Below are 25,566 nucleotides of genomic sequence, written 5' to 3'. Positions count from 1 at the left end.
TTTATGACGCAGTCGATTCATGCGTTGCTGAAAGGAATGAATGAACCGCAGCAAAAAGCGGTAGCTCACACGGAAGGCCCTCTTCTCGTAATGGCCGGAGCAGGAAGCGGGAAGACCCGGGTTCTTACCCACCGTATTGCGTATCTCATACAGGAAAAAGGGGTGAACCCTTGGAATATTCTTGCGATAACCTTCACGAATAAAGCAGCCCGAGAAATGAAGGAAAGAGTAGAGCTGCTCGTCGGACCGGGTGCGGAAAGTATATGGATGTCGACGTTCCACTCCATGTGCGTCCGGATTCTGCGCAGAGATATAGACCGCATCGGTATGGACAGAAACTTCTCCATTCTTGATGCGAGTGATCAGCTTACAGTGATCAAACAGGTGCTGAAGGAACTTAATCTTGATCCGAAAAACTGGAACCCGAGGACGATGCTCGGAGCAATCAGTAATGCTAAAAACGAACTGCTGAGCCCGGACATGTACGAAAGTCGGGTTTCCGGGTATCGTGAGGAACAGGTGGCCCAGATTTACCGCGGTTATCAGAAGAAACTTTCTAAAAACCAGTCTCTCGACTTCGATGATCTTATTATGAAAACGCTGGTGCTGTTCGAGCAGGTACCGGAAGTGCTCGAATATTACCAGCGGCGCTTCCAGTACGTACACGTTGATGAGTATCAGGACACCAACCATGCCCAGTATCAGCTGGTGCAGAAACTGGCGGAAAAATTCAAGAACCTCTGCGTCGTCGGAGACTCCGACCAGTCCATTTATCGCTGGCGCGGAGCGGACATTACGAACATCCTGACTTTTGAGGAGGATTACCCGGACGCTGTCACCATTCTCCTTGAACAGAACTACCGGTCCACAGAAGTGATTCTCGATGCTGCCAACCACGTCATCGATCACAACACCGGACGGAAACCGAAGAAGCTCTGGACGGATAACTACGGAGGGGAAAAAATCCATTATCACGAAGCCGGGACAGAGAGAGAAGAAAGCTTTTTCATTGCAGATAAAATCGAGGATCTGGTGAAGCAGGGCAGTTTCACCTACAGTGACATGGCGATACTGTACCGTACAAACGCCCAGTCCCGTACGGTGGAGGAAACATTTGTGAAGGCGAATATCCCCTATCAGATGATCGGAGGGACCAAATTCTATGATCGTAAAGAAATCAAGGACCTTCTTGCCTATCTGCGTCTGATCTCCAATCCTAATGATGATCTCAGTTTCGAACGTGTGATCAATGAACCGAAACGCGGGATCGGCAAAACGAGTATCGAAAAACTGCAGAGTTATGCTGCTGCACACGACATCTCGCTTTTTGATGCAGCTGCCGAAGCAGACTTTACCGGTATAAGCGCCAAAGCTGCCAAAGCGGTCGTCAATTTCCGGAGGATGATAGATAACTGGACGAAGCAGCAGGAATTCCTTTCCGCTACGGATCTCGTGGATGAAGTGCTGGAAACAACCGGGTATGAGGAAATGCTTCGCACGGATAAGACTCTCGAAGCTCAGTCGCGCCTCGAGAACATCGAGGAGTTCAAATCGGTCACGATGAACTTTGAACAGTACAGCGAAGACAAGACTCTTGTAGCTTTTCTGACGGATCTTGCACTGATCGCCGATATCGATAAGGCGGACGAGGAAGAGCACGAGCATTCGGTTACGATGATGACACTCCACTCAGCCAAAGGTCTTGAGTTTCCGGTAGTCTTTCTTATAGGCCTTGAAGAGAATATCTTCCCTCACAGCCGCTCTATCATGGATGAAGAGGAAATGGAGGAAGAAAGACGGCTCGCTTACGTAGGGATTACGCGTGCCGAGAAGAAACTGTTTATGACAAATGCCAAGATGCGTACTCTGTTCGGAAAGACGAACATGAATCCGGTCAGCCGGTTCATAAGTGAAATTCCCGGAGATTTCCTTGAAGGAAAAGAAGACAGAGAGCCTCTTCCTTTTGCGAATAAGAAACAGTCCATCCAGTCGGACCGGCCTGTGGAGAAGAGAAAAGCCAAGAAAGCAACCGGAGCTTCCGGAGCCGAAAATGCTTCCTGGAAACCGGGGGATAAAGCAAACCATAAAAAATGGGGCGAAGGTACGGTCGTCAGAGTCCAGGGTGAAGGAAAAGATATGGAGCTTGATATCGCATTTCCTGCACCGGAAGGCGTGAAGCGTGTCCTTGCGAAATTCGCTCCCATTACCAAGGTATGAAAGAGGTGACGATGTATGGAAAAAGAAGCAGCGGCACGGCGTCATGAACAACTGAAGAAACTTCTGGAGAAGTACAGCCATGAATACTACGTGCTTGATGCGCCTACGGTTCCGGATGCCGAGTACGATAAAAAGCTGCGGGAGATAACGGAAATCGAAGAAGAATATCCCGAACTGATCACTTCCGATTCTCCGACGCAGCGGGTCGGCGCAGAGCCGCTGGACTCATTCAGAAAAGTACGGCATGAGATTCCGATGCTCAGCCTCGGGAACGCTTTTAATGAACAGGAGCTCCGGGATTTTGACCGGAGAGTCCGTGAGGGAGCGGAGGGGGAAGTTTCCTACGTCTGTGAACTGAAAATCGACGGGCTCGCTGTTTCCCTTTTGTATGAAGAAGGAGTTCTCGTTCGCGGAGCTACCCGCGGAGACGGAACAGTGGGGGAGGATATCACTTCGAATCTACGTACAATCCGGAGCATACCTCTCCGCCTATCCCATCCGGAGACGATCGAAGTTCGCGGAGAGGCGTACATGCCGAAGAAATCGTTCTCCGCTCTGAATGAAGAGAAAGAGGAGAAGGAGGAAGCCCCTTTCGCAAACCCGAGAAATGCAGCAGCCGGCTCCCTTCGTCAACTCGATCCGAAGATAGCGGCCAGCCGGAATCTGGATATTTTTCTTTACGGCGTGGGGATGTGGGAAGACGATCTGAAAGATACGCACAGCGCCCGTCTTGAATATCTTGAAGAACTCGGGCTGAAGACGAACCCGGAGTGGCGTGCTCTCAAAGATATCGAGGAAGTGATCGATTATGTGAAGAGCTGGGTGGACAACCGGAACAGTCTGGATTACGAAATCGACGGTATCGTCATAAAAGTCGATCAGCTGGACGAGCAGGAGACACTCGGCTTCACTGCCAAAAGTCCGCGCTGGGCGACTGCTTATAAATTCCCTGCAGAAGAAGTGGTGACCAGAATGAAAGACATCCATCTGACGGTCGGACGGACCGGCGTCGTTACGCCTACGGCACTTCTCGAACCCGTGCGCGTAGCGGGCACTACCGTCCAACGTGCCTCTCTCCATAACGAAGACCTCATTAAAGAAAGGGATATCCGTATCGGGGACACAGTGGTTATAAAAAAGGCGGGAGATATTATTCCGGAAGTGCTGCGGGTGATTGAGGAAGAGCGCACGGGAAATGAAGAACCGTTCACTATGCCAAAGACGTGTCCTGAGTGCGGGAGCGACCTTGTACGTCTGGAAGAGGAAGTGGCTCTCCGCTGCATCAATCCGAATTGTCCGGCACAGTTGAGAGAAGCACTCATTCATTTCGTATCACGGAATGCGATGGATATCGAAGGACTCGGGGAGAAAGTGATCACCCAGCTGTTCCGCGAAGAGCTGATCCACAACATTGCAGATATATACAAGCTGCGTAAAGAAGAACTGCTTCAGCTTGACCGTATGGCAGAGAAATCGGTCAACAACCTGCTTACTGCCATTGAGCAGTCAAAAGAGAATTCTATGGAGAAACTGTTATTCGGCCTCGGCGTCCGGTACGTAGGAACGAAAGCCGCCACTACGCTCTCGAACCATTTCGGCTCTATGCAGGCTCTGCAGAAGGCTTCTTCCGAGGAGCTGGAGTCGATTCCGGAGATCGGGGAAAAGATGGCGGAGTCCATTCACAGTTATTTTCAACGTGAGGAAGTGAGGGTTCTTCTGCGGGAATTATCGGAACTGGGGCTTAACATGGAATACAAAGGAAGAAGAGTATCTGCCGAAGCCGCTACTTCTCCGTTTAACGGAAAAACTGTAGTGCTGACCGGTAAAATGGAAATTTACTCAAGATCCGAAGCGAAAAAGAGAGTGGAAGAGCTTGGAGCGAAAGTGACGGGGAGCGTAAGCAAAAATACGGACTTGCTTGTTGCCGGGGAGGATGCCGGAAGTAAGTACACGAAAGCAGAAGAGCTGGGTGTGGAAATTTGGAGCGAGAGTCAGTTCGCTGAAGCTTTACAGAACCAGGAGTGAGCAAAATGAAAAAATGGCTGATAGGTATGGGGATTGTTTTACTGTTTGCAACAGGCTGCACTCCCGTTTATGAGCGTACTGATGAAGTTACTCAAGAAACGACGGAAGAATCGGACGGGGAATCTGCGATCATCCCGGGCTTTACGAAAGATGAGGGAGAGTACAGGGTGGTCCTTAATGAAAACTCCCCCAAAACTTCTGCCAGTCGTGGAGTTACGACGAACCAGATGAATAATCGGGTGGATATTTCAGAGTTCGAAAATGGGTTGAAGCGTCACTCCAAAGAATATTTTCCGACAGACGAGTACTTCTTTCAGCTCGGTCAATATCTGGACAGCGAAACCCTTTATGAATGGCTCGGCCGATCCACCGGCGAAGACGGCAAGGGGCTGAACCCGGAACTCGACGAAGAGTCTGCTACAGAAAAAGAGTTCCGCAATTCCCCGCGGTATATTTCAAACATCGTGGAGCAGAACTATCTGGTCCGGAACGATGACGACTCAGTAGAGATAAAAGGAATCACGATTGGAATCGCTCTTCGTTCCGAATATAACTTTACGGTGGACGGAAAAGAGAAGACCGAAAACCACACTACGAAGGAACTGAAGAAAAAGGGTAAACAGTACGCATCGACTATACTGAAGCGTCTCCGTAAGTCTGAGGACATCCCGGATGTTCCGGTGACTTTTGCGCTGTATGAAGAAGAAACGAATGCTTCGAGCGTTTCCGGGAACTTCATAGCAAAGGCTTATACAGAAGATGATACTATCGGTAAATTCAAATCCATCGATGAAAATTATGTGCTCTTCCCTTCCACGGAAGCTACCGAAAACCATTTCGATGACTCCCAGATCTTTTCTGAGTTTCGCACGAGCATATCCGATTACTTCCCGGATTTTGTAGGCGTCATAGGAAAAGGGTTCTATGTAAATGGTGAATTGAATAAGGTGAAGATGGATATCCCCGTCGAATTTAATTCCCAGGCCGAAATAGACGGGTTTACGCAGTACGTGCACAGTCTCGTGAAAGAAATGTTCCCGCAGCACTACGGGATAGAAGTGCGTATCAATAGCCTCAATCGCCAGGAAAGTCTTATAGTCAGAGAGAAAGGGGAAGAAACCCCATACGTATATATATATGATTAAGAGGAAGGCCGTCTGCTTACAGGACGGTCTTTTTCTGTCTGGAAAGTTCAATTGAGAGGTAAGTGAAACTTTTTTTTATTTATTATAGTGAATAGTTATCAAAAATTTCATACTATATGTGATGTATGTGTATAAATTGTGAATAAAAATACATATTGAGAAATTAGTAGGAATTTTTGTAATGTTCGTAATATTATAGTATGATATAGTTGCACCTGTGTTCTATATAACCTCTCGCTTCAATCATGAACAGGAGGATATTTCCAGAGGGTACCCTTAATTATCCTCCTGTTTTCAGCAATCTTTTTATGTATCATCTTTTTTCACAGAAAATGATGGATCGAGAGGGTGTATAGCAGGTGCATAATTTATCTATTTGGAGGTGGAAGGATTGGTTGATGTATTACTATCAGCTTCATCCCACAGTTTATCAGGGGGCACGTGGTTCTGGATGTTCGTACCTATGCCGCTTCTGATCATTTTGTCACTTATTACACTATTTACAGAGGGGAGTAAATAACCGAGATGGATACAGCGACGTTAATAACTTTTATAGTATATCTCTTAGGTATGCTCGGAATCGGTCTTGCGGCCTACCGGCTTACCAGTAACCTGTCCGACTATGTATTGGGCGGACGCCGGCTCGGACCCGGAGTAGCAGCACTCAGTGCCGGGGCATCTGACATGAGCAGCTGGCTGTTGCTCGGATTACCGGGAGCCGTGTACGCCGGAGGGTTCGGAGGCGCATGGCTTGCCGTAGGTCTATCGATCGGAGCTTATCTGAACTGGCAGTTTGTTGCCAGACGTCTTCGTAATTACACGGAAGTTGCGAACGATTCCATTACGATTCCCGATTACCTTGAAAACCGTTTTCACGACAAATCACGCATTTTGCGTGTCGTATCCGCAATAGTAATCCTTTTATTCTTTACCTTCTATACTTCTTCAGGAATGGTCGGAGGAGCGAAACTGTTTGAATCGTCCTTTGATCTGAGCTACTCCGCAGCTCTATGGATTGGTGCTATTGTAACCATTTCCTATACGTTCCTCGGCGGTTTCCTCGCCGTAAGCTGGACGGACTTTGTGCAGGGGATTCTGATGTTCCTGGCCCTTATCGCCGTACCGGTCGTAGCTGTCAGTGAGCTTGGAGGATGGAGTTCCGCTGTGGATGCTGTAGGGAATATCGATCCGTCTTACTTAAATATGGTGCAGGGCGTAGGGGCTATCTCGATTATCTCTTCACTCGCCTGGGGTCTCGGTTATTTCGGTCAGCCCCACATTCTGGTGCGATTTATGGCCCTCCGTTCGGCCAAGGACGTACCGAAAGCCCGCTTCATCGGTATGGGCTGGATGATTGTAGGTCTGTACGGGGCGGTATTCACCGGTCTGTTCGGCCTTGCCTACATTAACGCTGCCGATCAGGCGACCCTTGAGTCGATCGGTGCTGTCGTGAACAGTGAGGGCGGCATGCAGGTGCTGGCTGATGGAGAGAAGATTTTCATTTCCCTCTCCCAGATTCTTTTCCACCCGGTCATTTCGGGTATTCTGTTAGCTGCTATTCTTTCAGCGATTATGAGTACGATTGACTCTCAACTGCTCGTGTCGTCTTCAGCGCTTGCAGAGGACTTCTACAAAGCGATCTTCCGTCGTAATGCGAGTGAGAAAGAACTCGTTTGGATCGGTCGTTTCGCCGTTGCGGGCATTGCTCTTATTGCCGTGCTGATCGCTCAGAACCCGGAAAGCTCTGTTCTGGACCTCGTTTCCTATGCGTGGGCAGGTTTCGGTGCTGCATTCGGTCCGGTTATGCTGCTTTCCCTGTTCTGGAGAGGTGTTACGACAGCAGGGGCTGTTACCGGTCTTATAGCTGGAGCCGTTACGGTGGTCGTATGGGGAGATTTCCTTTCCGGAGGTATCTTCGACCTTTACGAAATCGTACCAGGATTCCTTCTCAGTACTATACTGATCGTCGTCGTCAGTATGTTCGGCAAGCCTTCACCTGAAGTGGAAGCCGAATTCGATGCAGCTGTCAAAAAATGATAAATAAGGATGCAGCATCTTCTTCTGTTTCAGAAGGAGATGCTGTTTTTTTGTGAATAATTCTATAAGTGACCCCCTGAGCGCGGAAGTCTGTCTTTTGGCTGATGCTTCCTATTTTTTGAGGGTTTATGCTATTATGGAGGTTGTGTGGTATGCAAAAGTAATGTTTGATATGATAATGAAATATGTTATTTCCATAGAGGAGGAACGGTTATGTCCAGAATTAGTGAAGATCAGGTGAAACACGTGGCGAACCTGGCCCGCCTTGTTGTTACGGACGAAGAAGCAGAAATGTTCACAAAACAGCTCGATGACATCATCACCTATGCCGAGCAGCTGAACGAACTGGATACCGAAGGAGTGGAACCGACGACACATGTGCTCGATCTGAAAAACGTAATGAGAAAAGACGAACCGAAAGAGTGGATCAAAAAAGAGGATGCGCTCAAAAACGCACCGGATCAGCAGGACGGTCAGTTCAAAGTACCGTCAATTTTGGAATAGGAGGGACCATTCGTGTCTTTATTTGAACATTCATTGAAAGAACTTACGCGGAAGCTGAATGATAATGAGATTACAGTCACTGATCTGGTGGAAGAATCCTACGCCAGAATTGAAGAAGTGGACGGGGAAGTTCAGGCGTTTCTGACGCTTGATGAAGAGAATGCCCGTGCTGCTGCCAGGGAACTGGATGAAGCAGGGGACAAAGGTGCAAGTCTTTTCGGTCTTCCGATCGGAATCAAGGACAATATCGTGACGAAAGGACTGCGTACAACAGCTGCAAGTCAGATTCTCAGCAACCTTGATGATCCGCTTTATGATGCGACGGTTGTCAGGAAACTGCAGAAGGAAAAAGCGGTAACCATCGGTAAATTGAACATGGATGAGTTCGCTATGGGATCCTCCAACGAAAACTCAAGCTTCCAGGCGACGCGTAACCCGTGGAACACCGATCACGTCCCGGGCGGTTCGAGCGGCGGTTCGGCAGCGGCTGTTGCGGCCGGAGAAGTGCCGTTTTCTCTTGGAACGGATACCGGCGGATCGATCCGCCAGCCGGCTTCCTACTGCGGTGTCGTAGGTCTGAAACCGACATACGGCCGGGTATCCCGCTTCGGACTTATCGCCTTCGCTTCTTCGCTTGACCAGATTGGTCCTATTACAAGAAGCGTAGAAGATAATGCTTACGTGCTCGAAACGATCGCCGGCCATGACGAAATGGATTCCACATCAGCAAACGTGGAAGTCCCTGCTTATACAGAAGCACTGACCGGAAATATCAGCGATTTGAAGATTGCTGTACCGAAGGAGTATTTCCAGGAAGGGGTCAACGAGGAAGTGAAAGCTTCCGTCAGACAGGCGCTCAGGAAGTATGAAGAACTCGGAGCAGAATGGGAGGAAGTCTCTCTTCCTCATTCGAAGTATGCGCTCTCCACCTACTACCTGATCGCGTCCTCCGAAGCGTCGGCCAACCTGGCCCGCTTCGACGGCGTGCGGTACGGACGCCGCTCCGAAAATGCGGAAACGATGATCGATATGTTCAAAAACTCCCGTTCCGAAGGTTTCGGAGACGAAGTGAAGCGCCGGATTATGCTTGGAACATTCGCCCTCAGTTCCGGATATTACGATGCGTATTATAAAAAAGCCCAGCAGGTACGTACGCTGATCAAAAACGATTTCGACAAGATTTTCGAGGAATATGATGTCGTCATCGGACCGACCGCGCCGACACCTGCCTTTAAAGTAGGAGAGCAGATGGAAAATCCTCTGACGATGTATGCAAACGACATCCTCACGATTCCTGTGAACCTTGCAGGCGTGCCGGGAATATCCATTCCATGCGGCTTTTCGGAGAAAGGGCTTCCGATCGGCCTGCAGATCATCGGGAAACATTTCGATGAGAGTACGGTCTACCGTGCAGCTCATGCTTTTGAACAGGCGACGAATTACCATAAGCAGCGTCCTGAGTTAGGAGGAAACACAAAATGAACTTCGAAACAGTCATTGGACTTGAAGTCCACGTCGAGCTGAAGACAGAATCGAAAATTTTCAGCCCGTCTCCGAACATGTTCGGAGATGAGCCGAACTCGAACGTGAACCCGATCGATCTCGGTTACCCGGGCGTTCTGCCCGTATTGAACGAAGAAGCGGTGAATTATTCGATGAAGGCTGCCCTTGCGTTGAACTGCGATATCGCTTCCCATACGAAATTCGACCGGAAAAACTATTTTTATCCGGATAACTCGAAAGCGTATCAGATTTCCCAGTTCGATCAGCCGATCGGAGAGAACGGGTACATTGATATTGAAGTGGACGGGAAGAAGAAGCGCATCGGCATCACTCGTCTTCATATGGAGGAGGACGCAGGTAAGCTCACCCATAAAGACGACGGATATTCGCTCGTAGACTATAACCGTCAGGGTACGCCACTGGTGGAAATCGTTTCGGAACCGGATATCCGCTCTCCGAAAGAGGCATACGCTTATCTGGAAGCACTTAAAAATATCATCCAGTATACTGGCGTCTCCGACTGTAAGATGGAAGAGGGGTCCCTCCGTTGTGATGCGAACCTCTCCCTCCGGCCTGTCGGACAGGAAGAGTTCGGTGTGAAAACGGAGCTGAAGAACCTCAACTCCTTCTCCTTTGTGCAGAAAGGTCTTGAATTTGAGGAGAAACGTCAGGAAGAAGTGCTGAAGCAGGGCGGAGAAATCCTTCAGGAGACGCGCCGCTTCGACGAGAAGACGAAAGAAACGATTCTTATGCGAATTAAAGAAGGGTCGGACGATTACCGTTACTTCCCGGAACCGGACCTTGTCCCTCTTTACATCGATGAAGCGTGGAAAGAACGCATCAAAGCTGAAATTCCTGAACTCCCGGAAGCGCGCAAGAAACGGTACATCGAAGAGCTCGGACTCCCTGAATACGATGCAGCCGTTCTGACGAACAACAAGGAACTCTCCGACTTTTTTGAAGAGACTCTTGAAAAAGGCGGCGACATCAAGCAGGCTTCCAACTGGCTGATGGGAGATATTTCTGCGTATATGAACAAGCAGCAGAAAGAACTGAAGGATCTGGAACTCACTCCGGATGCTCTGGCTAAACTGACCGTACTTCTGGAAGAAGAGACAATTTCTTCCAAAATAGCGAAGAAAATCCTGCCGGATCTCGTGGAAAAAGGCGGCGACCCCGAGAAAATCGTGAAGGACCGCGGTCTCGTCCAGATTTCCGACGAAGGACAGCTTCGTGATATCGTAACGAATATTCTTGATCAGAACGAACAGTCGATCACCGATTATAAGAATGGGAAAGACAAAGCTATCGGTTTCCTCGTCGGCCAGATTATGAAAGAAACGAAAGGGCAGGCGAATCCGAAGATGGTCAATGAACTGCTGATCGAAGAAATCAGCAAAAGGTAAAGAGGGAGGGCGCGCAGGGGATGCGTGCTTTTCTCTCTGAAAATACGAACGATAAGATGGAGGAGATTTTGATGCAACGGGCCCGAATCATATATAATCCGACCTCCGGAAGAGAATTGATCAGAAAGATGCTCCCGGACATTCTGAAACGTCTCGAACAGGACGGTTATGAGACGTCCACCCACGCAACGACTTGTGCCGGGGACGCGATCAAAGCCGCAAGGATCGCTTCGGAACGGAAGTTTGATATCGTAGTGGCCGCCGGAGGCGACGGTACGATCAATGAAGTCATAGCGGGACTGGCCGAACAGCCGCATCGTCCGAGAGTCGGGATCATCCCGACCGGAACGACGAACGATTTTGCGCGTGCTCTCCGCATCCCCCGCAACGATATCAATAAAGCACTCGATGTTATCCTGCGCAATGAAGTGTCCGCGCTCGATATCGGACGGGTGAATAATAAGTATTTCATCAACATCGCCGGCGGCGGTAAAATCACCGAGCTGACGTATGAAGTTCCGAGCAAGATGAAAACGATGCTCGGTCAGCTGGCTTACTATCTGAAAGGGATGGAGATGCTGCCTTCGATACGTCCGACATATGTCGAAATCGATTACGACGGCAAGGTGTATGAAGGGGAGATTATGCTCTTTCTCGTTTCGAATACGAATTCCGTCGGGGGGCTGGAGAAGCTTGCGCCTGAAGCGAAAATGGATGACGGCGTGTTCAATCTTATGATCATCGAAAAGATGAACGTCGCGGAATTCATCCGTCTCGCAACTATGGCCATCCAGGGGACCCATCTTAATCATCCGAAATTTCTCCACATGACTGCCGCAAAAATCAGTGTGAAGACAGAGGAGAAAATGCAGTTGAACATCGACGGAGAATATGGAGGGCTGCTCCCGGGAGAGTTCACCAACCTGTACCGTCATATCGAGTTTTTTATGCCTGAAGCTAAAGGGAAGTAGCCGCTTCTGCAAATGAAACGGTGCTTCCTTACGGCTTCATATACATAAGTAGCCCTATGGTATCGAACGTAGTTCTACTTATGTATATGGCCTTGTATCTTCAGAAAATCACTGAAACAGAGAGAGGAGGAGCATTATGCCGAAACAGACACCGCCCGTAAAGAAAAACGAAACCGTCACTGTCACGTTCGAGGATTTGACGCATGAAGGGGACGGGGTAGGGAAAGTGGACGGTTATCCGCTATTCGTCCCGTACGGCCTGCCGGGAGAGAAAGCCCGGGTGAAAGTGGTCAAAGTGAAAAAGAATTTCGGGTTCGGAAAACTTATGGATGTGGAAGAAGAGAGCGGAGACCGGGTTACGCCCCCGTGTCCCGTCTATTACCAGTGTGGCGGCTGCCAGCTTCAGCATATGAGCTACAGTCGTCAGCTTACGATGAAAAAGAATCAGGTCGAAAACGTTATGAAGAAAATCGGTCATCTGGAACACGTTCCTGTCCACGAACCGATCGGTATGGAGGAGCCGTGGAGATACCGGAATAAGATTCAGATTCCTGTCGGCGAAAAAGAAAACGGAGAATTGAAAACCGGGTTCTATCAGAAACGGAGTCACAACATCATCGATATGGAGTCGTGCCTGATTCAGGACGAAACGAACGACGGAATGGTGGCAGCCGTCCGTAGAATCGCGACGGATCTCGGCATCGAAGCCTATGATGAAGAATCTCACCGGGGGGTATTGCGTCATATCATGGTCCGGACCGGACAGGTCACCGGTGATATCATGGTCGTCCTTATCACCCGGACGAAGGAACTGCCGCACAAGGACGGACTGATCGAACAGATTAAAGAAGCGTACCCGGGAGTGAAATCGATCGTCCACAACGTGAACCGGGATAAGACGAACGTCATTCTCGGAAAAGAGACGACCGTCGTGTATGGAGATGAGTATATTTATGATTCCATCGGAGACATACGCTTCATGATTTCCGCACAATCATTCTATCAGGTCAACCCGACCCAGACGAAAACGCTGTATGACAAAGCACTGGAGTATGCGGACCTGCGGGGCGGGGAGACAGTTGTTGACGCCTACTGCGGCATCGGTACGATTTCCCTGTTCATGGCGAAAGCCGCAAAGAAAGTGTACGGAGTGGAAGTCGTCGGCGAAGCAGTGAAAGATGCGAAGAAGAACGCCCGTCTCAATCACATCGATAACGTCGAGTTCTATAAAGGGAAAGCGGAAGAAGTGATGCCGTGGTGGCGCGGCCAGGGGCTCCGCCCGGATGTCATCGTCGTCGATCCCCCGAGAAAAGGATGTGACGAAGCACTCCTTGCCTCGATGCTTGAGATGGAGCCGGAGCGGATTGTCTACGTTTCCTGTAACCCTTCTACCTTAGCCCGGGACTTGCGGATTCTTGAAGATGGCGGGTATGAAACGAAAGAAGTGCAGCCGGTGGATCAGTTCCCGCAGACGAACCACATAGAATGTGTAACGTGGCTGGTGAAAAAATAATGAATTATACCAATTGGCTCAAGTTGAAATATGGCTTGAGCTTTTTTCTATTCTTTACGAATGAACGGGTAAGAATTTGGGTTCTACAATATTTGTTGGGGTATCAGAAAAACTTGGCATAAAAAACACACAAGCTCCTTTATCTTTTACACTTCAATTGACGAAAACAAGAAAAGTAAGTCTGGAATCAGAGGATGTGGTGAGATATATGGTTGGAGAAATATTATAACTATAGAAAACAGAAGGTTCTCACATAATTTTCCTCAAAAAGGTGATTGCTGCTCCAGTCCTCCAAGACTGTTACGTTTCCTGCTGGATTTAGTTGTTATGCAGAACTCCATCTTTATGACATAACGACTTGAATGATGGATGTGTTGCGTCACTTGTAGGAAAGTTAACATCACAAGTAAGCACTTGTTCATAAGGAGAAATTCTATGTTTAAAAATGAGAAAGCGAACATTGTTAACAGGTTAGTATGGGTGCTTGTCATGATAGGGATGTCAACTTACCTTCTGTATCCCGCTCTCGAAATATTTCTTCATTGGTTAAGTTATGTTTTAGTTATGTTAGGATTTGGATTGTATGGCGGAAGACAAATCTATCTTTTGAAAAAGGTGACCCAAGAGAACGGAAAGACCGGAAATTAAACTAAAAAGCAGGGGAGCCTGCTTTTTAGTTCCTTAATATGATATAAACAAAATAAGCGACATACACCAGTATAAGAAAAAGACCTTCTCTCTTCCCGACAGTGTATCCACTCCTCGAAAATAAGAATAATAACACACTAAGCACAATCATAATCAAGACATCAGTGAAAATTTTGCCGGCCACAGGTAACGGCGTAATCACGGCGGAAGTACCGAGTACAAACCAGATATTGAATATATTACTCCCTACAATGTTCCCGAGGGCGATTCCGCTTTCTTTCTTCAGTGCGGCAGAGATGGACGTGACCAGCTCAGGCAGGGAGGTCCCGATTGCAATGATAGTCAATCCTACCAAAGTTTCACTCATTCCGAGGGCGTAGGCGATTTCTGTGCCGTTATTCACCACCAGGTTTCCTCCGAAAATGATCGCTGCTAAACCGACTAACGTCAAAACGACATTTTTGCCCCATTTGATCCCTGTCGTCGGGGGCTCATGTTTCGTATCTTTCCGACTTTTCAGACCGACTTCGATGACGTAGTACATAAAAATGGAGAGGAACAATAAGAAGATTACACCATCACTGCGTGTAAGCAGGTTATCATTAAATCCCTGCAGTATCATGTCACTGATAAGTACCAGCAGTGCTACGCTGGCCAGCAAAGTGAACGGTATCTCCTTTTTGACCGTCGAACTTTCGACCGCTAACGGGTAAAGAAAAGCTGCTGCACCTACAACTAACGTAATGTTGAAAATGTTACTGCCGACAACGTTCCCGAGAGACACTTCAGCATTTCCCTGTAAAGCGGCGATGATACTGACGGTCGCCTCAGGGGAACTTGTGCCGAATGCTACAATCGTAAGTCCTATCAGGATAGGCGGAACGCGGAGAAGTCTGGCGATATTCGAAGATCCATCAACGAAGAAATCGGCTCCCTTAATCAATAATCCGAAGCCGGCGAGCAGTAATATGTATGCCATAATCGTTTCTCAAACTCCTTTGTATTTAAAGTCTCCGGCTGGGAGAGGCAGTCCTGTCAGCATAAGACTAGGTTTTACTTATTTAACCATACCCGAGATTCCTCTTCCTGGAAAGAAAAATTCGGACCGAGAAGTTAAATAAAGAAAAAGAAGAGAAAATGGGAGTAACTCCGATAAGGGAATAAAAAAACTGGAGCCGAAAAATATTCTTCGGCACCAGTCTCTGGAAAACTACGTTTTAAACACGCGCGTCCCAGGTTTTCTGTTCTTCGTCTTTCATCTGGTCTTCGATCTCCTGCGGGTAAGCCGTACGGAAAGCGTGATGATCCGCTTCGATCACTTCGACCATTTTTGTGATCATGTCCTCGGGATCGTACTGGTTCTCGAGCAGCTGTTCCATGTTACTCATGGATTTCTCGGGAGTCAGGTTCTCTTTAGGATTGTACCATTTCCACTTCTCTTCAAACATCCGGTCGTTGAAACCGGTGTTGAACGGACCGGGGTTGATGGTAGCTACCTGCACGTTGAATTCTTCAAGTTCCGCTTTCATAGCCTTGGCAAAAGCTTCGATTGCGTGTTTTGAGGAAGCGTACGCGGCGAGGTAAGGCATGCCTACAACACCGGCGACGGAGCTTAGGAAGACGATTTTGCCCTTTTCTTTCTTCATGAATTTGTTGGCAGCAATTTGGGCATTTTCAAGCGTACTGAATACGTTCGTCTCAAAAATATCGCGGACCCGGTCGACCGGTATTTCGGCAATCGGTCCACCTTCGCCGATAGCCGCGTTCGCGACGAAAATGTCATAGTCGTACTCGTCTATCAGCTGCTGGTCCCGTTCATTCGTGATATCCAGTTTGATCACTTCGAGGGTGACACCTGCTGCTTCGGCTTCTTCCCGGAGACTCGTAATCTGGGCCATAATTTCAACGGCGGCAATGACGTGATGTCCTTTTTTAGCAAGACCGATAGCCGTACCTTTTCCAAGACCCGTACCGGCTCCGGTGATAAAAATCGTTTTACTCATAATATGATATTCCTCCTTAGGGAATGATTCTGCGTATAATCGGTGGTCTATTTTTCAAGAAATTGCACTTTATTATTGGAATAAAGGTGACAACTACATTTTGCCTTCCCGTCTCCATGGGAATCTAAACGGACAGAGGGACAGGGGAAAGAAGCAGAGCCGGTGGTATATCTTCATTTTCCGGACGTGATATGATAGACGATAGTGAGTGTCGGTGAAGTCATTTTTCAAATGCAGAAAATAAAGGAGAAACAGTATGTCTGAAACATTTTTCAACAGGATGAGTACAGAAACAGGAATAGAATTGAATGGGTCCCAGAAGCAGGCGGTCCTTCATACGGAAGGTCCTCTTCTTCTGCTGGCGTCACCGGGGTCAGGGAAGACGACTACGCTGAATATGAAAATCGCCTATCTGTTGTTTGAGAAGAAGGTGGCGCCGGAGAAAATTATGGCGGTTACGTTCAGTAAAGCTTCCGCCCGCGATATGTCCCGGCGTTTCGACGACTATTTCTCCGGCTGGAGCAGTGTGAAAGTACCGTTTTCCACCATCCACAGTTTCGCCTACAAAGTAGTGCGTGAGTTCATGAGAAAAGAGAACATCCCCTACCAGTTGATTGAAGGGGGAGGGCAGAAAGGCCGGATGCCGGGCGGTCTCCCCCTTCAGAAAACATTCATTTTGAAAAAAGTGTACGAAGATGTGAACGGGACGCAGGCGACTGAGGAGGAGATGGAGGATCTGATGAGTTACATCAGTCTCGTGAAGAACCGGATGCTTGAGGGGAGAGAACTGGAGCGGGTGCCGTGCCAGGCGAAAGCTGCCTAGGAAGTCTTCCAGGCGTACGAATCGTTCAAGCAGTCGGAAGCGGAGGTCACTCTTCTCGATTTCGACGATATGCTTACGTTCTGTCACGAAATACTGAGAGAAAACCCGGATGTCCTTTCTGTTTATCAGCAGCAGTTCGATTACGTCCTCACCGATGAAAGTCAGGACAATTCCATCGTTCAGCATGAAATCGTGGAGATGCTGGCGGCCCCTTCGAATAATCTCTGTCTCGTTGCGGATGACGATCAGTCGATTTTCGGGTGGCGCGGAGCGGAAGTCGATAAACTTCTTCGGTTTCAGGAGACGTATCCGGAAGCGACCGTCCTCACGATGACGGAGAATTACCGTTCCTCCGAAGAAATCGTCCACGTAGCCAACCGGTTCATTAAGCGGAATATCGATCGTTACGAAAAAGAGATGACTACCCCGAACGGATCCATGCAGGACGTGGAAATCCATGCTTTCCAGAATGACGAGAAACAGCTCGACTACGTAGTACAGCAGATACAGGAGAAAAGCAAAGAGGAGACGGCGGTGCTTTACCGCAATCACGCTTCCGTGATCCCGCTCGTCGATCAGCTGGACCGTGCCGGCATCGATTTCTACATGAAAGACTCGGAGGCTAAATTCTTCAGACACTGGATCGTCGAGGACGTTTTGAACTTTCTCCGTTTCTCCTATAACGACAGCAGAATCGATATTCTGGAAAGAATCCATACGAAATTCAATGCTTATATTTCGAAAAAACAGATGGACCTGTTGAAGGGAAGAAACACGAAGGGGTCTCTGTTCGATCAGCTGCTTCAGCTCGATATTCAGGAGTACCAGAAGAAATCGATTCCGAAAGCGAAACAGACCTTCCATGACATCAACAATATGAGGCCCGACGAGGCGATAGTGACGATCAGGGAAAAACTCGGCTATGACCGCGTGTTACGGAAGATGGTGGACAAGTTCGGGTTCCGGGCGGATCAGCTTTTCGGTACCCTCGATGTACTCATCCGTATTGCCGAGAGCTGTGATTCTCTGAAAGATTTCGCTTTCCGTCTGAAAGAACTCGAGGAGATTGTGAAGAACGCCCACGTGAGGGAGAGCTCCCTTACGCTTACGACGTTTCACAGTGCCAAGGGGCTTGAGTTCGATGCCGTTTATATGATCGATCTCGTCGACGGCATCATTCCCTCGAATGACGACATTGAGGATTACCGGGACGGGGAGAGAGAAGCGATGGAAGAAGCGGCACGCCTGTTTTACGTCGGGATGACCCGGGCCCGGGTCCGTCTCGAGCTGTTGACGTACCACTACCTAGGGAAAGAGCGGGTGAAGGAATCCACCTTTTTGCACAACGTGCGTACCATTGCGGGCTCTACGAAAAAAACGAATCACCGGGAAGTTGCGAGCCGTGTGGATACCTCGGCACTCGAAGGGATGGACCCGGGAACGAAAGTGGTTCATCAGGCGTTCGGGCGGGGCACCGTCATGGAATATAAAGAAGGGCTTATCGTCATTCACTTTGAAGAAGCGGGGTATAAGGAACTGCTGCTTGAAACCTGCGTGGAACGCGGACTTCTATCTAAAGAAAAACAGGAAGCGTAGTGAGGTCACTTCGCTTCCTGTGCATAGGTTTCTTTCGGTTTCTCCTGTCTGTGAAGAACGGGAATCCGGTGCCCGAGCTTGAAGATGAGGATACCTGCCATAAGGATGGAGAGACCGAGAGCTTTCGTCCAGGTGAACGGAACCGGTTCGAAATGAAACAGCCCGAACGTATCGATGGTGGAAGCGAAGGCAAGCTGAGAGACCATCGTGATCGATACCGTGTAGGCCGGCCCGAGAATAGCCATCCCCCGCATCAGGCAGTAGACGAGCGTCACCCCGAATACGCCGCTCAAAAGGAAAATCGGATTGATGCCGCTTAAAGCGAAAAGAGGAGTATCCTCGACAATCGTAAATACGATGAGCGAAGCGATGAGACCGAGCCCGAGAACGACGGTCGTCGATCCCCACGAGCCGATTTTACCGCTCATTCGGGTATTGAATATATTTTGTGTACTGATCATGACACCGGCGAGAATGGAGAATAATATACCTATCAAAAAAACAGCTCCTTATTCATAAATGTTTCCTTCTGCTTTGTGGCGAAGTAAATCGATATCAGTGATTTTGATGATGCCTCTATGTTTTTCAAGAATCCCTTCGTCTTCGAAGTTACGAAGCACCCTGTTCAGGTGGCGGTAACTGGTACCGATGACTTCCGCTGTCTCTTTCAACGTTTCCGGACGCATCTCTTCATGGAACAGTGATCCTTTTCCGTCATCGGTAAGGCTTAAGAGATAGCTCGCCAGACGCACGTCCGTATTATAAAGCATGTTAAGAGTGGAAGCGTGGGCTTCTGTGTAAAATTTGTGGGTGATGACTTCCAGGAGAAAGTGGAGAAAAGCTGTGTTTTCCTTTTCTTCCTGTCTGAGCCTGGCGAAGGGGATCTTCATAAGGTGCCCGTCTGTAACAGCTTCTACCGTATGAAACACGTCCGTCCCTTTCACGTATTCGACATCTCCGATGACAGCCAGGGGATTTTTGAAGCGGAGTATGAGACCGTTCCCTCCCGCTGAGCTGGTGTGGATTTTTATTTTTCCATCGACGAGGAAATAAAGATGGTCGAGCGTATCATTCTTCTCCCACAGCACCTCTCCCTGCTTCATTTCGTACAGTTCCAGCGCATCAAAAGAAGCGGAGGAAAAAATGTTGTCGAAGTCGAATGCGGTTGCGTACTCCCGGAAAAGGGTAGGGTCGGACAGTTTTCTCACTATGGACACTCCTTTACAGTTTGAATAGAACGACGCCCGTAATCATTAAGGCGACACCGAGAAGCTGATACCCTTTCACCGCGATTTTCTTTTCTTCAAACCAGCCCTTGATCTCCACGATGAAAGCAGTAAGCAACTGCGCTACGAGAAGAATCGCTATGGCAGAAGCAGGCCCGAGCTCATTGAAAGCGTAGAGTTCCGAGAAGATGACGACTACTCCGAACGTCCCGCCGGTGATATAGAGAGGTCGGACGGAGGGGAGGCGGCGTATATCTCCGTCTCTTTTGGTCAAATAGAATGTGAGTGCGATTACGAAACCTACGAGGTGAACAATGACCGTCGTGTGCCAGCCGCTGATCACCTGATTCATACTGGAATTGAAAACTCCCTGCATCGTAATACTTAAGCCTGCGATGACTGCAAACAAAATACCTTTCATAAAACGTTCCTCCTTTTTATCTTATAACAGTAAATAACATTTATCTATTATGATAAAGGACATATGTCCCTTTTTGATGAAAAAATAAAAATTCCCTCTTGTTAAATGAAAAAGGTTTGGTTATAATGATTATTGTCGGATTTTAACTACGGGGCATTAGCTCAGTTGGGAGAGCGCTTGTCTGGCAGACAAGAGGTCAGCGGTTCGAGCCCGCTATGCTCCACTATGTAACCCCTTGCTATGCAAGGGGTTTTTGTTATGGTGAGAAGTTTGGTAGCGGCGAAAAGGTTCTCCTCATCTTCTTTTATTAATAAGGTGATAATCAAATAATGGAACCATAAAAATAAGCAGTCTTTCCGATTTGGATTAGGCTGCTTATTTTTGTTTAATTTGCCCCCTGGGTGGTATAATAAGAACAAATGTTCCTGTTTTTTGAGAGGGGAGAGATAACTATGGAGGGAGTTCTTGAAAGAGGTCTTTCTAATAAACAAAAAGTTGAAATAGTCTATATAGATAGCGAAGGCAGGATAACTCAGCGGTTTGTTCGTATAACCGTTATAAGGGAAGACACCATTTTTGCGTATTGTTATTGGAGGAAGCAGGTTAGATCATTTAAACGGAAGAATATTCTTTCAGCGTATCCGGTTCAAGCCCGTTATGCTTCACTTACATGAACCCTTCTCTCGGAACAGGGGAGGTTTTTTGTTTTCCAAGAATTAAAGGCTGTGGTAAGAATAAGGATCCGGTTGACGAAGTATGGGAAGAGGAATATATTTAATGTAACTAAAAGGTAGGCTTTTTCGTTGTTCTGTATTCCATGAACGTGGAGGGATTGGATGAAGAAGATGTTACTCCTGCTGGTCTTTTTCGTATTCTCAGCCGGTGCTGCCGGCCATTATTCGCTGTTCGCAAGCATTATCGGCAAAGGATTTCTGCAGATTATTCTGCCTGCGGGCTTCGTGCTTTGGGTGAACAGAAAAGAGTACTGGTTCCACTACCTTATAAGGAAACTGGACCATTTTAACCGGAACACACTGCTCGTCCTTTTCCTGTTTTTTGGTACAGGTGTCCTGTTTGATTATGTATGGCTTCAGGAGTTTTCCATCCTGATTACGATGCCTGTATCCCTGCTTGTGTTCGGGACGGCTCTCTGTCTCTTCCGCATGTTCTTTGAGAAAGGATTCCGGCGTTTTCACCGCCTCACGTTCGCAAGGACTTCCGTATACCTTATCGTCCACATGACGATATGGGGGCTGTACACGATGGGTCTGGACGAGTACGGAGTGCCGGCGGAGGTGTCCGTATACGCGAGAGTTGTGCAGGTGCTTGGAGGTCTGATGCTTGTCTTCGTTTTTTTCCGTTGGGGAAAAAAGGATCACGAGGTGGATCCTCCGACCGTGGAAGGTATGGTAAGGAAATTGTATTAAAAAACAGGAAGCACCTGAAGATTCAGGTGCTTTTCGTCGTGACGATTGTTCCTGCGAACCGGTCCTGGGCAAGGCTCCTGCCCTCGTCTCTCGAAAAGTTCTTTCTGTCTCTCATGTAGGCAATGCTGCTTGCGAAATCCCGGTGAGCTATCCGTTTGAGGATTTGACCGGAAGTGAGAGGAGAGCCGTCTCCACTTTCAAGTCTCAGTTCCATCAGTTTATAGCCGAGCGTCTGTCCGCTGTACTTCAGTTGCCCGTACTCCATCCCCCAGGTAATGAGTGTCGGCAAAACGAGTGTGAGGAAAGCTTCGTTTTTCACTTTTTTTCTGAGAAAATTCTCTGCTGCAGCATTGATGATACCGGAGAACGCAATGTCGATAAGCACGGCGTACGTACGTTTTTTCGTGACAGGTTTCATTTTCATCTCTCCTTTTTTATTATCTGTACGCAGGGCTTACATGATAAGTTTCATTTCTGCAGTAAATTATCCTTTTCAAAGCATAACGGCAAGACGTTAAGGGTAACAGGGACTAAGGAAGGAGTTGAGAACGATGGAAGATATGAACAGAGGAATCATTACGGCTCTCGGTTCCATAGGTCTTGCACAGGCAGCAAAGATATGGACGTACTACAGAAAGACCGGGGAATGGGACGTGAAACAGGTGGCTGCGACCGGGGGGATGCCGAGTTCGCACTCGGCAGGAGTGGCTTCTATAGCTTCCTACATAGCTGCCAATAAAGGTTCACGGCACACAGAAACGGCTTTGGCCGTCGTTTTTGGAGTGATCGTTATGTATGACGCTCAGGGCATCCGCCGTCACACCGGTGAAATCGCCAAACTTGTGAATGAACTGGAAGACAGTTTTTCCAAAATATCAAAGGATATCCCGAGCCTTGAATTCGTGGAAAGAGAGAAAGAACTGAAGGAACTTCTCGGTCATCAGCCCCTGGAAGTGCTGGGCGGTGCCATATTGGGAGGTATCCTGGGCGTATGGTCCGCTAAAATTGAGCATTAATGCGTAAAAAGCAGGAAGAAGAACGTGTATCCCGGTTCATCTTCCTGCTTTTTTTATCCCCAGATAATCCGCGACACATAAATAACGAACGTAACCGTCACCGCTGAACAGAGAGTGGACAAAAGCACGATCTGGGCCGCGAACTCGGGATAATTTTCGTATTCCTGGGCAATGACGGCACTGTTGACGGCGGTGGGCATTGCGGAAGCAATAAAGAGTGCCTGGGCTGTCACACCATTAAGCCCGAATACGTAAATCATACCAAGAGCGAGGAGCGGTCCCGCGAGAAGACGCAGGAACAGACTCGGATAAACGGAAGAGAAATTTGTCGTCCACTTAATTTTTGCCACCTGGGCCCCAAGCATGACGAGAGCAATCGCTATCATCGCATCGGCTATGTAGGTGGATGGTACCCAGAGAAAGGCAGGTACAGCAATATCTCCGGCATTAAGAAGAATGCCTGCAAGAAGAGCATAAAGGACGGGCATTTTGAAATATCCGGCCATCGCTCTCCATTTTCCGATGTGAATGGACTGCAGAGCGAAGATACCGTAGGAGAAGGTAATCACATTCTGCATCGTCAGAACGACGACCTGAATCGACATGGCGAATGGATCTCCTTTAAAAACGAGATCATTCACCGGTACGCCGTAATTGCCGGAGTTGAAGAAGATGACGCTGTTGGATACTGTCGTTGCCTTAGCTCCATCCATCCCCTGCAGTCGGGTGAAAGCTCTCGTAATAATAAAAAGCAGTAATACGTACAGGCCGATAAAGCCTATGACACCGAGGAATTTCTCCGGGGCGAATTCCGTTTCATAAAGTTTTACGAAAATGAAACCCGGAACGAGAAAGTATATATTCAATTTTGCCAACGTGTTCAAATCCAGATTGAATTTTTTCTCAAGTACAAAACCTATACCCATGATAATGAAGACAGGGAGGAGAATGTCCAGAAGAATCGTCAGCAGTTCTGCCATAGAACCCCCTCCTTACAGATGTTTCAGCAGTAATTCCATTTCTTCCTTCACTTTCTTCCAAGCTCTCGTGGAGGGATCTGTAAACATAAAGTGTTCCGTATCCGTAAGCCTGATGTATTTAACAGGGTCCCCGATGTTCTCCGCCCATTCGTAATAATCATCACTCATACCGACGGGAACGTTCACATCGAGGGAGCCGTGAAAGAGAATGTGCGCAGTGGAAAGAGGAAGGAGCTCTTTCGGAGAGCCGTCCCTGTAGCGATCCGGTACTTCCGAAGGACTTCCCCCCATAAGTTCCGCGGTCGGATTTTCCGCAGGTTTCGCGAGTTCCTGGTCACGGAAAGCGTGGATCATATGCATCATGGAAAGATCGCTGATGCCGGCAAGGCTGACCACGGCTCCCGGTTCCAGAAAGGTTTCTTTGAAAAGATCGCTCGTGTCGGGAAGTCTGTGCCGGCCTGCAAGCCAGAGGGCGAAATGGCCCCCGGCTGAGTGACCGAGTGTGACGACGCGATCCAGATCCAGACGATACTCGTGTTCAATGTGGATCAGATGGTCCGTAGCATCCGCCACATCCCGGAAACTTCCGGGCCATCCTCCACCATCCTGACCGATTCTGTTGTATTCGATGTTCCACGTCGCCCATCCGGCAGCGGTCAGGTCCATCGCTATTTCCCGCGTGAGGTCGAGATCGAAGTCAGCCTTCCAGAATCCCCCATGTATAATGACGACCACCGGGTGAGGGGCGGGCGTTTCCGGAAGCATGAGCTCCCCGTACTGGTATATATCTTCTCCATAGTAAATTCTTTGCATATTTTTTCACCTCTCTTTAGGAATATTACACTTATTCAGTCGTTTAGAAAACTCATCCGACAGAGAAACTTGCAACTCTTTTCCCGGTTCGGGTGCGAACAATTATAACCGTACGGGACACCCCGGCGAAAAAGCCGGGCTTTTCCGGTTTAACGAAATACAATTTAGTGAAAATTTAAGAGGAAGGAGTGATACGTATGTGGTGGAAACACCCTTATTTCAAATACATTACGGCTTTTATTTTATTGTTGATCACTATTTATTTTATGCAGCTTTTAAATATATTCAGTCCATTTCTTACGTTATTCCAGACGCTGTTTTATCCGATACTGATCGCCGGTTTTCTTTTTTATCTTACCAGACCGGTAGTGGAATGGCTGTCGAGGAAATTATCGATACCGCTTCTCGCCTCTATTCTTATTCTGTTCGCAGCAGTCGGAGGATTGATTGCAGCCGGTGTTAGTCTGCTTGCATCCACTATTGAGGAACAGGCGAAGAACATCTCGAAGCTGCCGGATCAGCTGAGTAAAACTGCGGAAGAAGCAAGGCAGGGCCTCGAAGGTAAAGATATGGGGATGCTCTCGACGAACTCCCTGAAACAGCAGGTCAGCAAATACGCCAGCAGCCTTGGACAGGATATAGGTGAACATTTTGCCGAAACGTTTTCAACAGTAGCAGGAGCAGCGACTGTGATTATCATTATTCCTTTTGTACTGTTTTTCTTTCTGAAAGACGGCAGGAAACTGGTTCCTTTTCTTACCAGTCCTTTTTCCGGGGAGAAGAGGGAAGAAGCGACCAGACTGTTCCGGAGACTCGACGAGACTGTGGCTGCGTATATTATCGGTCAGGCGACCGTCGCCTTCGTGGACGGGGTTCTTATGTATATCAGTTACCTGATCATCGGACTTGATTACGCTCTCATTCTCGGTTTGTTCGTGGTGGTGACGGCCATCATACCGTTCTTCGGACCGATACTGGGTGTAATACCGGCGATTGTTGTGGCACTGACCCAGGCTCCGATAATGGTCATTTACGTACTTGTGGCACTGATAGTTGTGCAGCAGCTGGAAGGAAATATCGTAGCTCCGGTGGTTCTTGGAGAACGTCTGCATATCCACCCGCTGACAATCATCTTTCTGCTTATCGTAGCCGCTCCGCTCGGAGGATTCATAGGAATGGTTATCGCTGTACCGCTCTATTCCGTGATCAAGGTGCTGCTTTATAACTTCTACAGATATTTCCGGATGTATCAGGAATCGAAAAGCTGATCCGTCTGAAAGAAGGGGGAGGAA

22 protein-coding genes, 1 tRNA gene and 1 pseudogene are annotated in these 25,566 nt (G+C 48.2%); 16 read left to right on the top strand and 8 right to left on the bottom strand.

From position 1 onward, the window contains the following. Positions 1 to 3: 3 nt before the first annotated feature. The 10 genes from pcrA (at position 4) to rlmD (ending at position 13,321) form a co-directional block, all read left to right on the top strand. Entirely contained in the window at positions 4 to 2,217 is a 2,214-nt protein-coding gene (gene pcrA, locus AAV35_RS10725; protein WP_008588234.1) for a DNA helicase PcrA, read from the top strand. Between the two features lie 15 nt (positions 2,218 to 2,232). Next, on the top strand, positions 2,233 to 4,242 hold the full coding sequence (ligA, locus tag AAV35_RS10720; protein ID WP_008588236.1) for an NAD-dependent DNA ligase LigA: 2,010 nt from the start codon (positions 2,233 to 2,235) through the stop codon (positions 4,240 to 4,242). Between the two features lie 5 nt (positions 4,243 to 4,247). Beyond that, on the top strand, positions 4,248 to 5,387 hold the full coding sequence (locus AAV35_RS10715) for a CamS family sex pheromone protein (RefSeq protein ID WP_008588238.1): 1,140 nt from the start codon (positions 4,248 to 4,250) through the stop codon (positions 5,385 to 5,387). 391 nt (positions 5,388 to 5,778) lie between these two features. Next, a complete protein-coding gene (locus tag AAV35_RS14625; RefSeq protein WP_268794163.1) occupies positions 5,779 to 5,907 on the top strand; it encodes a hypothetical protein in 129 nt (42 codons plus the stop codon). A 5-nt stretch (positions 5,908 to 5,912) separates the two neighbouring features. After that, positions 5,913 to 7,424 (top strand): sodium/proline symporter PutP, encoded by a 1,512-nt coding sequence (putP, locus tag AAV35_RS10710; protein WP_008588240.1) that lies wholly within the window; start codon positions 5,913 to 5,915, stop codon positions 7,422 to 7,424. Between the two features lie 213 nt (positions 7,425 to 7,637). Next, positions 7,638 to 7,928, top strand: a complete 291-nt coding sequence (gene gatC, locus AAV35_RS10705; RefSeq protein WP_008588245.1) for an Asp-tRNA(Asn)/Glu-tRNA(Gln) amidotransferase subunit GatC — start codon at positions 7,638 to 7,640, stop codon at positions 7,926 to 7,928. 12 nt (positions 7,929 to 7,940) lie between these two features. Further along, entirely contained in the window at positions 7,941 to 9,410 is a 1,470-nt protein-coding gene (gene gatA / locus AAV35_RS10700; RefSeq protein ID WP_008588247.1) for an Asp-tRNA(Asn)/Glu-tRNA(Gln) amidotransferase subunit GatA, read from the top strand. After that, complete coding sequence (gene gatB / locus AAV35_RS10695; RefSeq protein WP_008588250.1) at positions 9,407 to 10,837, top strand: Asp-tRNA(Asn)/Glu-tRNA(Gln) amidotransferase subunit GatB; 1,431 nt, start codon at positions 9,407 to 9,409, stop codon at positions 10,835 to 10,837. Before gatA ends, gatB begins: the two co-directional genes overlap by 4 nt. 71 nt (positions 10,838 to 10,908) lie before the next feature. Next, a complete protein-coding gene (locus AAV35_RS10690; protein WP_008588252.1) occupies positions 10,909 to 11,808 on the top strand; it encodes a diacylglycerol kinase in 900 nt (299 codons plus the stop codon). A gap of 136 nt (positions 11,809 to 11,944) precedes the next feature. Then, complete coding sequence (gene rlmD, locus AAV35_RS10685) at positions 11,945 to 13,321, top strand: 23S rRNA (uracil(1939)-C(5))-methyltransferase RlmD (RefSeq protein WP_008588254.1); 1,377 nt, start codon at positions 11,945 to 11,947, stop codon at positions 13,319 to 13,321. A gap of 673 nt (positions 13,322 to 13,994) precedes the next feature. On the opposite strand, the gene AAV35_RS10675 is transcribed toward rlmD, so the two are convergent. Together AAV35_RS10675 and AAV35_RS10670 are read right to left on the bottom strand one after the other, a co-directional pair. Beyond that, positions 13,995 to 14,948 (bottom strand): calcium/sodium antiporter, encoded by a 954-nt coding sequence (locus AAV35_RS10675; protein ID WP_008588258.1) that lies wholly within the window; start codon positions 14,946 to 14,948, stop codon positions 13,995 to 13,997. 238 nt (positions 14,949 to 15,186) lie between these two features. Continuing rightward, positions 15,187 to 15,972, bottom strand: coding sequence for an SDR family oxidoreductase (locus tag AAV35_RS10670; RefSeq protein ID WP_008588260.1), 786 nt, complete (start codon positions 15,970 to 15,972; stop codon positions 15,187 to 15,189). A 256-nt stretch (positions 15,973 to 16,228) separates the two neighbouring features. On the opposite strand from AAV35_RS10670, the pseudogene AAV35_RS14560 reads away from it, so the two are divergent. Both AAV35_RS14560 and AAV35_RS10665 read left to right on the top strand, forming a co-directional pair. Further along, positions 16,229 to 17,095, top strand: a pseudogene (locus tag AAV35_RS14560) (ATP-dependent helicase); the annotation flags it as partial. Between the two features lie 30 nt (positions 17,096 to 17,125). Next, the gene (locus tag AAV35_RS10665; RefSeq protein ID WP_272947607.1) at positions 17,126 to 18,391 is read left to right on the top strand and encodes a 3'-5' exonuclease; all 1,266 of its coding nucleotides are present in this window, start codon (positions 17,126 to 17,128) and stop codon (positions 18,389 to 18,391) included. 5 nt (positions 18,392 to 18,396) lie between these two features. Here AAV35_RS10665 and AAV35_RS10660 read toward each other — a convergent pair whose 3' ends face one another. Genes AAV35_RS10660 through AAV35_RS10650 form a run of 3 tightly spaced genes read right to left on the bottom strand, consistent with a single transcriptional unit; the run spans position 18,397 to position 20,038 of the window. Next, positions 18,397 to 18,888, bottom strand: coding sequence for a DMT family transporter (locus AAV35_RS10660; protein WP_008588262.1), 492 nt, complete (start codon positions 18,886 to 18,888; stop codon positions 18,397 to 18,399). 12 nt (positions 18,889 to 18,900) lie between these two features. Continuing rightward, the gene (locus tag AAV35_RS10655; RefSeq protein WP_008588263.1) at positions 18,901 to 19,599 is read right to left on the bottom strand and encodes a Crp/Fnr family transcriptional regulator; all 699 of its coding nucleotides are present in this window, start codon (positions 19,597 to 19,599) and stop codon (positions 18,901 to 18,903) included. A 13-nt stretch (positions 19,600 to 19,612) separates the two neighbouring features. After that, positions 19,613 to 20,038: a DMT family transporter gene (locus AAV35_RS10650; protein WP_008588265.1), complete on the bottom strand. Its 426-nt coding sequence runs from the start codon at positions 20,036 to 20,038 to the stop codon at positions 19,613 to 19,615. 150 nt (positions 20,039 to 20,188) lie between these two features. Here AAV35_RS10650 and AAV35_RS10645 point away from each other — a divergent pair. Continuing rightward, positions 20,189 to 20,261 (top strand) — tRNA-Ala (locus AAV35_RS10645). 613 nt (positions 20,262 to 20,874) lie between these two features. Further along, entirely contained in the window at positions 20,875 to 21,465 is a 591-nt protein-coding gene (locus AAV35_RS10635; protein WP_008588269.1) for a hypothetical protein, read from the top strand. 22 nt (positions 21,466 to 21,487) lie between these two features. Here AAV35_RS10635 and AAV35_RS10630 read toward each other — a convergent pair whose 3' ends face one another. Next, the gene (locus tag AAV35_RS10630) at positions 21,488 to 21,883 is read right to left on the bottom strand and encodes an RDD family protein (RefSeq protein ID WP_008588271.1); all 396 of its coding nucleotides are present in this window, start codon (positions 21,881 to 21,883) and stop codon (positions 21,488 to 21,490) included. Positions 21,884 to 22,016: 133 nt separating this feature from the next. On the opposite strand from AAV35_RS10630, the gene AAV35_RS10625 reads away from it, so the two are divergent. Then, positions 22,017 to 22,481 carry a divergent PAP2 family protein gene (locus AAV35_RS10625; RefSeq protein WP_008588274.1) on the top strand — a complete coding sequence of 155 codons (465 nt, stop codon included), beginning with the start codon at positions 22,017 to 22,019 and terminating at the stop codon, positions 22,479 to 22,481. A gap of 53 nt (positions 22,482 to 22,534) precedes the next feature. On the opposite strand, the gene AAV35_RS10620 is transcribed toward AAV35_RS10625, so the two are convergent. Both AAV35_RS10620 and AAV35_RS10615 read right to left on the bottom strand, forming a co-directional pair. Next, the gene (locus AAV35_RS10620) at positions 22,535 to 23,461 is read right to left on the bottom strand and encodes an AEC family transporter (protein WP_008588276.1); all 927 of its coding nucleotides are present in this window, start codon (positions 23,459 to 23,461) and stop codon (positions 22,535 to 22,537) included. Between the two features lie 12 nt (positions 23,462 to 23,473). Next, complete coding sequence (locus AAV35_RS10615; RefSeq protein ID WP_008588277.1) at positions 23,474 to 24,274, bottom strand: alpha/beta hydrolase family protein; 801 nt, start codon at positions 24,272 to 24,274, stop codon at positions 23,474 to 23,476. A gap of 197 nt (positions 24,275 to 24,471) precedes the next feature. On the opposite strand from AAV35_RS10615, the gene AAV35_RS10610 reads away from it, so the two are divergent. Beyond that, complete coding sequence (locus tag AAV35_RS10610; protein WP_008588279.1) at positions 24,472 to 25,542, top strand: AI-2E family transporter; 1,071 nt, start codon at positions 24,472 to 24,474, stop codon at positions 25,540 to 25,542. The last annotated feature ends 24 nt before the right edge of the window (positions 25,543 to 25,566 follow it).

This window comes from Salimicrobium jeotgali (genome assembly GCF_001685435.2).
Taxonomy (GTDB): Bacteria; Bacillota; Bacilli; order Bacillales; family Halobacillaceae; genus Salimicrobium; species Salimicrobium album.
This window is presented reverse-complemented; position numbering and strand designations above follow the sequence as displayed.